Origin of the sequence: Pseudomonas sp. MSSRFD41 (genome assembly GCF_014230245.1) — a bacterium.
In the GTDB taxonomy this organism is placed as follows: domain Bacteria; phylum Pseudomonadota; class Gammaproteobacteria; order Pseudomonadales; family Pseudomonadaceae; genus Aquipseudomonas; species Aquipseudomonas piscis.
In genome coordinates, this window is the sequence record NZ_JACKZK010000013.1 from 78,548 (window position 1) to 90,895 (window position 12,348).

Below are 12,348 nucleotides of genomic sequence, written 5' to 3' on the forward strand. Positions count from 1 at the left end.
GTTTTGCCGAAGGAATTGCCGAAGTGCCCGTGCAGGGCGGGTGGGCCTGTGCAATATCGCTATCCAGGGCGGCTGAGCCCATTGAGCAAAAGTCCTGCCTGTGTCGTTAAACCACCCATAAACCCGGATCGTCCTCGGCTATACTCCCTCCATTTTTGAATGGGTTCGAGGGCTGGCTGTGAAGAACTGGACGTTGCGCCAACGCATTTTGGCGAGCTTTGCGGTGATCATCACCATCATGCTGCTGATGGTCGTCGTCTCGTACTCGCGGCTGTTGAAGATCGAGGCCGGAGAGGAGCGCATGCGTTCCGATGCCATCCCGGGGGTCTATTTCAGTTCGATGATCCGTGGCTCGTGGGTCGACAGCTACTTGCGTACCCAGGCCATTCTCGGCCTGGACGAGGGCAAGGGGGTCACGGCGCAGGACGAGGCCGACTTCAAGGGTTTCGAACAGCGCCTGCAGAAGTACATGGCCAGCTATAAGGAAACCCTTCGTGGAGAGAGCGACCTAAGGGAGTTCAACGAGTTCGAAACGCACCATCAGAACCTCCTCGCTATCCTCGTCAACATTCTGGACCTGCATCGGCGTAACCAGAATGCCGAAGCCATCCGCCTGTTCAATGAACAAATGACCCCCACCTGGGTTGCCGGCCGGATGAAGCTCAACGAAATCATCGAAGAGAACAAGGGCGTGGCCGATTCGGCCGCCGCGCAGATCGATGACGCGGTGCTTGCCGCCAAGGTCAGCATGGGGGGTTCGCTGCTGGTGGCGATCCTGGCGGCCGGCCTGTGCGGCCTGTTGCTGATGCGGGCGATCATGTCGCCGATGAAGCGTATCGTCGACATCCTGGAAATCATGCGCACCGGCGACCTGAGCGGTCGCTTGAACCTGGAGCGCAAGGACGAGTTCGGCGCGGTGGAAACCGGCTTCAACGACATGATGAGCGAACTGGCGAGCCTGGTATCCCAGGCACAGCGCTCGTCGGTGCAGGTCACCACCTCGGTGACCGAGATCGCCGCCACGTCCAAGCAGCAGCAGGCCACGGCCACCGAGACCGCTGCCACCACCACCGAGATCGGCGCCACCTCGCGGGAAATCGCCGCTACTTCGCGGGACCTGGTGCGCACCATGACCGAAGTCTCCAGTGCCGCCGACCAGGCCTCGGTGCTCGCCGGCTCGGGCCAGCAGGGGCTGGCGCGGATGGAAGACACCATGCATTCGGTGATGGGCGCGGCGGATCTGGTGAATGCCAAGCTGGCGATCCTCAACGAGAAGGCCGGCAACATCAACCAAGTGGTGGTGACCATCGTCAAGGTTGCCGACCAGACCAACCTGCTGTCGCTCAACGCCGCTATCGAAGCGGAGAAAGCCGGCGAGTACGGGCGCGGTTTTGCCGTGGTGGCCACGGAAGTGCGGCGCCTGGCGGACCAGACGGCGGTCGCGACCTATGACATCGAGCAGATGGTTCGCGAGATCCAGTCGGCGGTGTCGGCAGGCGTCATGGGCATGGACAAGTTCTCCGAGGAGGTCCGTCGCGGCATGGCCGAAGTGCAGCAGGTGGGCGAGCAGCTGTCGCAGATCATCCACCAGGTTCAGGCCCTGGCGCCTCGGGTACTGATGGTCAACGAAGGCATGCAGGCCCAAGCCACCGGCGCCGAGCAGATCAACCACGCGCTGGTGCAGTTGGGCGATGCCAGCAGCCAGACCGTCGAGTCCCTGCGCCAGGCCAGCTTCGCCATCGATGAGCTGAGCCAGGTGGCCGTGGGACTGCGTGGCGGCGTTTCGCGTTTCAAAGTCTGATGGACGAACTCGCGCACAAGCGCCATGGCGCTGCCGGGGCCAAGAGCGTCCTGTTCCTGGTCTTTCGCATCGGCGATGAGCGCTATGCGCTGCGCGCCCTGGACGTGGTGGAGGTGTTGCCGCGCCTGCAGCTCAAGCCGATTGCCCAGTCCCCGGCCTGGGTGGCCGGGGTTTTCGCTTACCGCGGCGTGGTGGTCCCGGTCGTCGACCTGTGCCAGCTGACCTTCGGCCGTCCGGCACAACAGCGCACCAGCACGCGGCTGGTGCTGGTGCACTATCACGGCGCTGCCGGGCAACCGGCCCGGGTACTGGGGCTGTTGCTGGAGCAGGCCAACGACACCTTGCGCTGCGACCCGGCGCGGTTCCAGCCCTATGGCCTGGACAACTCCCAGGCACCCTACCTGGGACCGGTGCTGGAGGATGAGCAGGGCCTGCTGCAGTGGGTGCGGGTCGACGACCTGCTGGGAGCGCCGGTCCGCGACCTGCTGTTTCCCAATCCGCCGCTGGACCCGGCCGCGCTCGAGGAGCCTCGATGAGCGGCGAACAGCGGTTCTTCGATTTCCTCAAGGAGCGCATCGGCCTGGACGTCGCTTCGGTGGGGCCGGCGATCATCGAGCGGGCGCTGCGTCAGCGCTGCAATGCCTTGTATATCCATGGCAGCGACGAGTACTGGCAGCGGCTGCAGGGCTCGCGGGAAGAACAGCAGGCCCTGATCGAGGCGGTGATCGTTCCCGAGACCTGGTTCTTCCGTTATCCGGAATCCTTCTCCACCCTGGTCAAGCTGGCCGCTGCACGCCTGGCCCAGCTCAAGGGCCTGCGTGGCCTGCGCTTGTTGAGCCTGCCCTGTTCCACTGGCGAGGAGCCCTATTCGATCGCCATGGCCCTGCTGGATGGCGGCCTGGCGCCCCATCAGTTCAAGATCGACGGCCTGGACGTCAGTCCGTTGTCGGTGGAGCGCGCCAAGAGCGCGGTCTACGGCAAGAATTCCTTCCGCGGTCACGACATTGGCTTTCGTGAGCGACATTTCGTCGCCGAGGGCGAGCGCTATCGCCTGAGCGAGCGGGTTCGCGAGCAGGTGCGTCTGCAAGTGGGCAATGTAATGGACCCCGGGTTGCTGGCTTCCGAGCCAGCCTTCGACTTCGTCTTTTGCCGCAACCTGCTGATCTATTTCGACCAGCCGACCCAGCGCCAGGTGTTCGAGGTGCTCAAGCGCCTGACCCATGAGGAGGGCGTGTTGTTCATCGGTCCGGCCGAGGGCAGCCTGCTGGGTCGCCTGGGCATGCGCTCGATCGGCATTCCCCAGTCCTTCGCCTTCAGGCGTCACAACGAACCCGAACCGGTGCCGATGCTGGCGCAACCGATGCCGCCGCCGCTGCCGATCCCGCCTCGCCATATCGTGCCGCCGGCGCCACGCCAGCGTCCTTTCGCCAGCCGCTTGGCAGCGTTGCCGACGGAGGAGCCCGTGCCGCCCGCCAGCGGTGCCGCCAGCCTGCTGGCCAGCATCGCCACGCTGGCCAACGAGGGCAGGAGCGCCGAGGCCCGCGCTGCCTGCGAGCGCTACCTGCGCCAGCATGAGCCGGCGGCCCAGGTGTTCTACTGGCTGGGCCTGCTCAGCGATGTCTGCGGCAACGCCATGGAGGCCCAGGGTTTCTACCGCAAGGCTTTGTACCTGGAGCCGCAGCACCCCGAGGCCCTGGCCCACCTGGCGGCGTTGCTGGCCTCCCAGGGCGATGCGGCTGCCGCCCAACGATTGCAGGAGCGCGCCGCCCGCAGCGCACGCACCGCCGACAGTGAGTTGAAACGATGAGCCATCCCTATTCGTTGGACGTGACCCGTGAAGATGCGCAGGTCATCGATGACTGTTGGAATCGCATCGGTATCCATGGCGACAAGTCCTGTGCACTGCTGGCCGAGCACATCCATTGCCGCAACTGTGCGGTGTACTCGGCTGCCGCCACGCGCCTGCTGGACCGTTATTCGCTGCGCCAGCAAGACCGCGAACGCTCGGTGGCCGAGGAAACCGACAGCGATGTGGCCAGCTGTTCGTTGTTGATGTTCCGTCTTGGCGAGGAATGGCTGGGGTTGCCTACCCGCTGTCTGTTGGAAGTGGCGCCGCAGCAGGCGATCCATTCCCTGCCGCACCAGCGCTCACGAGCTTTGCTGGGGGTAGCCAATGTCCGCGGGGCATTGGTGGCCTGCCTGTCGTTGACCGAGTTGCTGGGGCTCGACAGCACGCCTGCGACAGCCTCCAGTGCCCGGGTGATGCCGCGGATGCTGATCATCGGCGCCGCAGGCGGCCCCGTGGTGGCTCCGGTGGATGAGGTGCTTGGTATCCATGCCATCGAGGAGCACATCCTCGACAACGCTTCGGCCTCCGGTGACCAGGCCAGTGCCAAATACACTCGTGGCGTGTTGCAATGGCAAGGGCGCAGCGTGCGCTTGCTGAATGAAGAGCAATTGCTCTCGGCCGTGACCCGGAGCCTGACATGACACCTGACCAAATGCGTGACGCCTCGTTGCTGGAACTGTTCAGCCTGGAGGCCGAGGCCCAGACCCAGGTGCTCAGCGCCGGGCTGCTGGCCCTGGAGCGCAACCCGACCCAGGCCGACCAGCTGGAGGCTTGCATGCGCGCGGCCCATTCCCTCAAGGGCGCGGCCCGGATCGTCGGGGTCGATGCCGGTGTCAGCGTTGCCCATGTCATGGAGGATTGCCTGGTCAGTGCCCAGGAAGGGCGCCTTTATCTGCAACCCGAGCACATCGATGCCTTGCTCCAGGGCACCGACCTGCTGATGCGCATCGCCACTCCGGGCGGTGCCGAGCTCGTGGCCCCGGATATCCAGGCCTATGTGGCGCTGATGGAGCGCTTGTTGACCCAGGGACCTGGCGCGCCGCAGCGGGCAGCGCCTGGGGTGCCGGCGCCTGTTGCGGCGGGCATGCCGGAGCTACTGCTCGAGCCCAGGCCGCAGATGCCGGAGCCGGCGCTGGCCGACCCCGAGCCTTACGCGCAGGCGTCCGACGAGCCTGCCGCGGAGCCGGTCCCGGGCCTGCGCCGTGGCCGAAGGGTTACCGATGGCGGTGAGCGGGTGCTGCGGGTCACCGCCGAGCGCCTCAACAGCCTGCTGGATCTGTCCAGCAAGTCCTTGGTGGAAACCCAGCGGCTCAAGCCATACCTGGCCACCCTGCAGCGTCTCAAGCGGATCCAGAGCAACAGCCTGGCGGCTCTGGAGAATCTCAACTTGCATCTGAAGGAGCATGCCCTGGGCCTTGAGGCCCAGGAGGCCCTGGCGGATGCGCGGCGGTTGTTGGCCGAGTCCCAGCAACTGCTGGCGGAAAAGACCGCCGAGCTCGATGAGTTCGGCTGGCAGGCCAGCCAGCGCGCCCAGGTGCTCTACGACACGGCCCTGGCCTGCCGGATGAGGCCCTTCGCCGATGTGCTGGGCGGCCAGGCCCGCATGGTCCGGGACCTGGGGCGCAGCCTGGGCAAGCAGGTGCGCCTGGAGATCGAGGGTGAAAAGACCCAGGTCGACCGCGACGTGCTGGAAAAACTCGAGGCACCTTTGACCCATCTGTTGCGCAATGCCGTCGACCACGGCATCGAGCTGCCCGAGCAGCGCTTGCTGGCGGGCAAGCCGGCCGAAGGGGTGATTCGCCTGCGGGCCTCGCACCAGGCGGGGTTGCTGGTGCTGGAGTTGAACGACGATGGGCATGGCGTGGACCTGGAGCGGTTGCGCCTGAGCATCGTCGAGCGTCATCTATCGCCGGCCGAGACTGCCGCCCAGCTCAGCGAGGAGGAACTGTTGACCTTCCTGTTCCTGCCGGGTTTCAGCCTGCGGGACAAGGTCACGGAAGTTTCCGGCCGGGGTGTCGGCCTGGATGCGGTGCAGCACATGGTGCGCCAATTGCGCGGGGCGGTGGTGCTGGAACAGGTTACCGGCCAGGGCAGCCGCTTCCACCTTGAAGTGCCGTTGACCTTGTCGGTGGTACGCAGCCTGGTAGTGGAAGTGGGGGGCGAAGCCTATGCCTTCCCGCTGGCCCATATCGAGCGCATGCGCGATCTGGAGCCGGAGGACATCGTCCAGGTGGAGGGGCGCCAGCATTTCTGGCACGAGGGCCGGCATGTCGGCCTGGTGGCGGCCAGTCAGCTGTTGCAGCGGCCGGCGGCCCAGGATGGCGCTGCGACCTTGAAGGTGGTGGTGATCCGCGAGCGCGAGGCCATGTACGGCATCGCCGTGGAGCGCTTCATCGGCGAGCGGACCCTGGTGGTGCTGCCGCTGGACGAGCGCCTGGGAAAGATCCAGGACATTTCCGCCGGTGCCTTGCTGGATGACGGCCGGGTGGCGTTGATCGTCGATGTCGAGGACATGCTGCGCTCGGTGGACAAGCTGCTCGACACCGGTCGCCTGGAGCGCATCGCCCGGCATCATCAGCAGCATGCCCAGGCTGCGCGCAAGCGCATCCTGGTGGTCGACGACTCGCTGACGGTGCGCGAATTGCAGCGCAAGCTGCTGATCAATCGCGGCTATGACGTGGCCGTGGCCGTAGACGGCATGGACGGCTGGAACGCCCTGCGCTCGGAGAACTTCGACCTGCTGATCACCGACATCGACATGCCGCGGATGGATGGGATCGAGTTGGTCACGCTGCTGCGTCGCGATAATCGCTTGCAGTCGTTGCCGGTGATGGTGGTGTCCTACAAGGATCGTGAGGAAGACCGGCGTCGTGGGCTGGATGCCGGTGCCGACTATTATCTAGCCAAGGCCAGTTTCCATGACGACGCCCTGCTGGATGCGGTGGTGGAACTGATTGGAGGTGCGCGGGCATGAAGATAGCGATAGTCAATGACATGCCCATGGCGGTGGAGGCGCTGCGCCGGGCGCTGGCCTTCGACCCCAGCCACGAGGTGGTGTGGGTCGCCACCAACGGCGCGGAAGCGGTGCAGTACTGCGCCGAGCTGACTCCGGACCTGATCCTGATGGACCTGATCATGCCGGTGATGGATGGGGTCGAGGCCACGCGGCGGATCATGGCCGAGTCGCCCTGCGCCATCGTGATCGTCACCGTCGACCGCCAGCAGAACGTGCACCGGGTGTTCGAGGCCATGGGCCATGGTGCCCTGGATGTGGTCGATACGCCGGCGTTGGGGGCGGGCAACGCCCAGCAGGCGGCGGCGCCGTTGCTGCGCAAGATCCTCAATATCGGCTGGCTGATCGGCCAGAGCGGCAGCCGCGTGCGCTCCGCGCCGCACCCCCTGCGCAACGGCGTGGCGCGCCGGAGCCTGGTGGCCATCGGTTCCTCCGCCGGCGGGCCGGCAGCCCTGGAGGTGTTGCTCAAAGGCTTGCCAAAGGACTTTCCGGCCGCCATCGTGCTGGTCCAGCATGTCGACCAGGTGTTCGCCGCAGGCATGGCCGAGTGGCTCAGCAGTGCATCGGGATTGCCAGTGCGCCTGGCCCGGGAGGGGGAACCGCCACTGAGCGGTACGGTACTGTTGGCGGGCACCAATCATCACATCCGCCTGTTGAAGAACGGCACGCTGGCCTATACCGCCGAGCCGGTGAACGAGATCTATCGACCCTCCATCGACGTATTTTTTGAAAGTGTCGCCAGTTATTGGAACGGCGATGCGGTGGGCGTGTTGCTGACGGGCATGGGCCGGGATGGTGCCCAGGGCTTGAAGCTGATGCGCGATCAGGGTTATCTGACCATCGCCCAGGACCAGAACAGTAGTGCGGTGTATGGCATGCCCAAGGCGGCCGCTGCCATCGGCGCCGCCGCAGAAATTCGCCCACTGGACAAGATCGCTCCACGTTTGCTGGAGATATTCGCCAAATGACTGATAAACGCAGCTGTCCTGGCCGGGTAGCATTTCAGGTGACCACCCATGAATGATTTACAGCTCGACGAATTCAAGACCGACGAAAACGCCGCCATGGTGTTGCTGGTCGATGACCAGGCCATGATCGGCGAGGCGGTTCGGCGTGGGTTGGCGAATGAGGAAAACATCGACTTCCACTTCTGCGCCGATCCGCACCAGGCCATTGCCCAGGCGATCCGCATCAAGCCCACGGTGATCCTCCAGGACCTGGTGATGCCGGGCCTGGACGGCCTGACCCTGGTGCGCGAGTACCGCAACCACCCGGCAACGCAGAACATCCCGATCATCGTCCTGTCCACCAAGGAAGACCCGCTGATCAAGAGCGCGGCCTTCGCCGCCGGGGCCAACGACTACCTGGTCAAGCTGCCGGACAACATCGAGCTGGTGGCGCGCATCCGCTACCACTCGCGCTCCTACATGACCCTGTTGCAGCGGGACGCCGCCTACCGGGCGCTGCGGGTCAGCCAGCAGCAGTTGCTGGATACCAACCTGGTGCTGCAGCGCCTGATGAACTCCGATGGCCTGACCGGGCTGTCCAACCGCCGGCACTTCGACGAGTACCTGGAGCTGGAATGGCGCCGGGCCATGCGTGAGCAGACCCAACTGTCGCTGCTGATGATCGACGTCGACTATTTCAAGACCTACAACGATACCTTCGGCCACCTGGAGGGCGACGAAGCCCTGCGCAAGGTGGCCGCGGCGATCCGCGAGGCCAGCAGCCGGCCATCCGACCTGCCGGCGCGCTACGGCGGCGAGGAGTTCGTGCTGGTGCTGCCCAATACCTCGCCGGGTGGCGCGCGCCTGGTAGCCGAAAAGCTGCGCCAGACCGTCGAGGCCCTGAAGATCCCCCATATCGCGCCGGTGGAAGGGGCCAGCCTGACCATCAGCATCGGCCTGTCGACCATGACCCCGCAGCCCAACAGCCACTGCCGGCAGTTGATTTCGGCGGCGGACAAGGGCTTGTACCTGGCCAAGAACAATGGGCGCAATCAGGTGGGGATCGAGTGAAAAAAGCCGGATCGGCCGCCTTGAGGCGCCAAGCGGGCTGCCGCCATTCTGTGATTCCGTTATAATCGCCGGCTTTCAAAAGTTCGCCAACGAGTGCTGCCATCCATGGAAATCAACCCGATCCTGAACACCATCAAGGACCTGACCGAGCGTTCCCAGTCCATTCGGGGGTATCTTTGACTACGATCACAAGCATGACCGCCTGATCGAAGTCAACCGCGAGCTGGAAGACCCCAACGTCTGGAACAAGCCCGAGTACGCCCAGGCCTTGGGACGCGAGCGCTCCATGCTGGCACAGGTCGTCGAGACCCTGGACAAGCTGTCCGGTGGCCTGGCCGACTGCAAGGACTTGCTCGACATGGCCGTCGAAGAGAATGACGAAGGCGCCGTGAGCGACGTCGAGACCGAGCTGCAGGGCCTGGAAGAAGCGCTGGCCCAGCTTGAGTTCCGTCGCATGTTCAGTGGCGAGATGGACATGAACAACGCCTACCTGGACATCCAGGCCGGCTCCGGCGGCACCGAGGCCCAGGACTGGGCCAACATCCTGCTGCGCATGTACCTGCGTTGGGCCGACAAGCGCGGCTTCGATGCCACCATCATGGAACTGTCCGAGGGTGATGTCGCCGGTATCAAGGGCGCCACCGTGCACATCAAGGGCGAGTACGCCTTCGGCTGGCTGCGTACCGAGATCGGCGTGCACCGCCTGGTGCGCAAGAGCCCGTTCGACTCCGGCGCGCGCCGCCACACTTCGTTCTCGGCGGTATTCGTCTCGCCCGAGATCGACGACAAGGTCGAGATCGAGATCAACCCGTCCGACCTGCGCATCGATACCTATCGCTCCTCCGGCGCCGGCGGCCAGCACGTGAACACCACCGACTCGGCGGTACGGATCACCCACGTACCGACCAACACCGTGGTCAGCTGCCAGAACGAACGCTCCCAGCACGCCAACAAGGACACCGCCATGAAGATGTTGCGGGCCAAGTTGTACGAGCTGGAGATGCAGAAGCGCAATGCCGCCTCGCAAGCCCTGGAAGACAGCAAGTCGGACATCGGCTGGGGCCACCAGATCCGTTCCTACGTACTGGATGACTCACGCATCAAGGACCTGCGTACCGGCGTCGAGCGCAGCGACTGCCAGAAGGTCCTGGACGGCGACCTCGACCAGTACCTGGAAGCGAGCCTCAAGCAGGGGCTGTAAACCGCACACCACCGCCGCGATACCGGCCATTGCCGGTATCGTGCGCCCTGCCCGACAGGGGCAATGAACACCTGATGGAAAGAATGACGACATGAGCGACCTCAAGACCGAAGCGCAAGACCTGCAACAGGAAGAAAACGCCCTGATCGCCCTGCGCAAGGAAAAACTTGCCGCGGAGCGTGCCAAAGGCAATGCCTTCCCCAACGACTTCCGTCGCGACAGCTACTGCAACGACCTGCAGAAACAGTACGCGGACAAGACCAAGGAAGAGCTGGAAGCAGCGGCGATCCCGGTCAAGGTGGCAGGTCGCATCATGCTCAACCGTGGCTCGTTCATGGTCATCCAGGACATGACCGGCCGCATCCAGGTCTACGTCAACCGCAAGACCCTGGCGGAAGAAACCCTGGCCGCCGTCAAGACCTGGGACCTGGGCGACATCATCAGCGCCGAAGGCACCCTGGCCCGTTCCGGCAAGGGCGACCTGTACGTCGAGATGACCAACGTGCGCCTGCTGACCAAGTCGCTGCGCCCGCTGCCGGACAAGCACCATGGCCTGACCGACACCGAGCAGCGCTACCGCCAGCGCTACGTCGACCTGATGGTCAACGAGGAAACCCGCCACACCTTCCGCGTGCGTTCGCAAGTGATCTCGCACATCCGCAAGTTCCTCATCGAGCGCGACTTCCTCGAAGTCGAGACGCCGATGCTGCAGACCATCCCGGGCGGCGCCGCGGCCAAGCCGTTCGAAACCCACCACAACGCCCTGGACATGGCCATGTTCCTGCGTATCGCGCCGGAGCTGTACCTCAAGCGCCTGGTGGTGGGTGGCTTCGAGAAAGTGTTCGAGATCAACCGCAACTTCCGTAACGAAGGCGTCTCGACTCGTCACAACCCCGAGTTCACCATGCTCGAGTTCTACCAGGCCTATGCCGACTACCGCGACAACATGGACCTCACCGAGGAACTGTTCCGCGAGCTGGCGCAGCTGGTCCTGGGTAGCACCGACGTGCCGTACGGCGACAAGGTGTTCCACTTCGGCGAACCGTTCGCCCGCCTGTCGGTGTTCGATTCGATCCTCAAGTACAACCCCGAGCTGACTGCTGCCGACCTGCAGGACGTCGACCGCGCCCGCGAGATCGCCAAAAAGGCCGGCGCCAAGGTGCTGGGCCACGAAGGCCTGGGCAAGCTGCAGGTGATGATTTTCGAAGAGCTGGTGGAGCACAAGCTGGAGCAGCCGCACTTCATCACCGAGTACCCGTTCGAAGTGTCGCCGCTGGCCCGTCGCAACGACGAAAACCCGGCTGTTACCGACCGTTTCGAGCTGTTCATCGGTGGCCGCGAGATCGCCAACGCCTACTCCGAGCTCAACGATGCCGAGGACCAGGCCGAGCGCTTCCTGGCCCAGGTGGCCGAGAAGGACGCCGGTGACGACGAAGCCATGCACTACGATGCCGACTTCGTCCGCGCCCTGGAATACGGCATGCCGCCGACCGCTGGTGAAGGCATCGGCATCGACCGCCTGGTGATGTTGCTGACCAACTCGCCGTCGATCCGCGACGTGATCCTGTTCCCGCACATGCGGCCGCAAGCCTAAGATGTCGTGAACAAGAAGCCGCCTTCACCAGGCGGCTTTTTATTGTCTGGTTGGAACTGACGTACCGCTTTTGATTCTGTGTGACTGATAAGGGGAATACCTGTCGTGAACCGTGCAATTGCTCAAGAAGGTGCAGCTGGCATCGCCACCGCGGTGGCTGAAAGTGTTCAGTACCAAGGCCGCAAGGCCAGCCGCCAGGGCAGTGAACAACGCCGACAGGAGATCCTCGATGCCGCCATGCGCATCGTCGTGCGTGATGGCGTGCGGGCCGTGCGCCATCGCGCGGTAGCCGCCGAGGCCGGTGTGCCGCTATCGGCCACCACTTATTACTTCAAGGATATCGATGACCTGCTCACCGATACCTTCGCCCAATATGTCGAACGCAGCGCGGCATTCATGGCCAAGCTGTGGGCCAACAATGAAGGGCTGCTGCGGGAAATGGTCGCCTATGGCGACGGCAGCCCGGCGTGCCGCTCGCAACTGGCCGACGATATCGCGCGGATGACCGCCGACTATGTGCAGCGCCAGCTCAGTACCCGCCGCGAGCACCTGATGGCCGAGCAGGCATTCCGCCAGGAAGCGCTGCTCAATCCGCGCCTGGCGCAATTGGTGCGCTCGCACCAGCAGATCTTGCTACAGGGCACGTGCCAGTTCTTCCAGGTCCTGGGGTCGCGCGAGCCACAGCAGGATGCCAAGGTGTTGACGTCTATAATCGGCCGAATGGAATATCAGGGCCTGCTCAACGATGCCGAGCCCCTGGCCGAAGAGGAAATGCTCGGCATCCTGACCCGCTACATGCATCTGGTGCTGGCCTCCGTATGAGGTAGCAGTCCCGGCCGGGAACGGATCGACCGGGCACCAGGTCAATTCAG

At 64.4% G+C, this 12,348-nt stretch carries 10 protein-coding genes; all 10 read left to right on the forward strand.

Annotated features, from left to right (window positions below):
* Positions 1-238 precede the first annotated feature (238 nt).
* Complete coding sequence (locus H7A76_RS19650; RefSeq protein ID WP_409299477.1) at positions 239-1,801, forward strand: methyl-accepting chemotaxis protein; 1,563 nt, start codon at positions 239-241, stop codon at positions 1,799-1,801.
* Positions 1,801-2,337, forward strand: coding sequence for a chemotaxis protein CheW (locus H7A76_RS19655; protein WP_185700034.1), 537 nt, complete (start codon positions 1,801-1,803; stop codon positions 2,335-2,337). Before H7A76_RS19650 ends, H7A76_RS19655 begins: the two co-directional genes overlap by 1 nt.
* On the forward strand, positions 2,334-3,608 hold the full coding sequence (locus tag H7A76_RS19660; protein WP_185700035.1) for a protein-glutamate O-methyltransferase CheR: 1,275 nt from the start codon (positions 2,334-2,336) through the stop codon (positions 3,606-3,608). Before H7A76_RS19655 ends, H7A76_RS19660 begins: the two co-directional genes overlap by 4 nt.
* Positions 3,605-4,291, forward strand: a complete 687-nt coding sequence (locus tag H7A76_RS19665; protein ID WP_185700036.1) for a chemotaxis protein CheW — start codon at positions 3,605-3,607, stop codon at positions 4,289-4,291. Before H7A76_RS19660 ends, H7A76_RS19665 begins: the two co-directional genes overlap by 4 nt.
* Positions 4,288-6,624: a hybrid sensor histidine kinase/response regulator gene (locus H7A76_RS19670; RefSeq protein ID WP_185700037.1), complete on the forward strand. Its 2,337-nt coding sequence runs from the start codon at positions 4,288-4,290 to the stop codon at positions 6,622-6,624. The genes H7A76_RS19665 and H7A76_RS19670 overlap by 4 nt, the downstream gene beginning before the upstream one ends.
* Positions 6,621-7,631: a chemotaxis response regulator protein-glutamate methylesterase gene (locus tag H7A76_RS19675; protein WP_185700038.1), complete on the forward strand. Its 1,011-nt coding sequence runs from the start codon at positions 6,621-6,623 to the stop codon at positions 7,629-7,631. Before H7A76_RS19670 ends, H7A76_RS19675 begins: the two co-directional genes overlap by 4 nt.
* Before the next feature lie 48 nt (positions 7,632-7,679).
* The gene (locus H7A76_RS19680) at positions 7,680-8,681 is read left to right on the forward strand and encodes a PleD family two-component system response regulator (RefSeq protein ID WP_053134414.1); all 1,002 of its coding nucleotides are present in this window, start codon (positions 7,680-7,682) and stop codon (positions 8,679-8,681) included.
* A gap of 105 nt (positions 8,682-8,786) precedes the next feature.
* Positions 8,787-9,882 (forward strand): peptide chain release factor 2 gene (gene prfB, locus H7A76_RS19685; RefSeq protein WP_185700039.1). Its coding sequence is split into 2 segments (ribosomal slippage): positions 8,787-8,858 and positions 8,860-9,882, totalling 1,095 coding nucleotides; the frame shifts between segments, so codons are not numbered across the junction.
* Positions 9,883-9,973: 91 nt separating this feature from the next.
* Positions 9,974-11,476 carry a lysine--tRNA ligase gene (gene lysS / locus H7A76_RS19690; protein WP_185700040.1) on the forward strand — a complete coding sequence of 501 codons (1,503 nt, stop codon included), beginning with the start codon at positions 9,974-9,976 and terminating at the stop codon, positions 11,474-11,476.
* A gap of 105 nt (positions 11,477-11,581) precedes the next feature.
* Positions 11,582-12,298, forward strand: coding sequence for a TetR family transcriptional regulator (locus tag H7A76_RS19695; protein WP_185700041.1), 717 nt, complete (start codon positions 11,582-11,584; stop codon positions 12,296-12,298).
* Positions 12,299-12,348 lie beyond the last annotated feature (50 nt).

Excerpts from the sequence above, each read along its gene's own strand:
- H7A76_RS19680 (WP_053134414.1), top strand. The coding sequence starts at position 7,680 with ATGAATGATTTACAGCTCGACGAATTCAAGACCGACGAAAACGCCGCC.
- H7A76_RS19675 (WP_185700038.1), top strand. The coding sequence starts at position 6,621 with ATGAAGATAGCGATAGTCAATGACATGCCCATGGCGGTGGAGGCGCTG.
- lysS (WP_185700040.1), top strand. The coding sequence starts at position 9,974 with ATGAGCGACCTCAAGACCGAAGCGCAAGACCTGCAACAGGAAGAAAAC.
- H7A76_RS19655 (WP_185700034.1), top strand. The coding sequence starts at position 1,801 with ATGGACGAACTCGCGCACAAGCGCCATGGCGCTGCCGGGGCCAAGAGC.
- H7A76_RS19660 (WP_185700035.1), top strand. The coding sequence starts at position 2,334 with ATGAGCGGCGAACAGCGGTTCTTCGATTTCCTCAAGGAGCGCATCGGC.
- H7A76_RS19665 (WP_185700036.1), top strand. The coding sequence starts at position 3,605 with ATGAGCCATCCCTATTCGTTGGACGTGACCCGTGAAGATGCGCAGGTC.
- H7A76_RS19650 (WP_409299477.1), top strand. The coding sequence starts at position 239 with ATGCTGCTGATGGTCGTCGTCTCGTACTCGCGGCTGTTGAAGATCGAG.
- H7A76_RS19670 (WP_185700037.1), top strand. The coding sequence starts at position 4,288 with ATGACACCTGACCAAATGCGTGACGCCTCGTTGCTGGAACTGTTCAGC.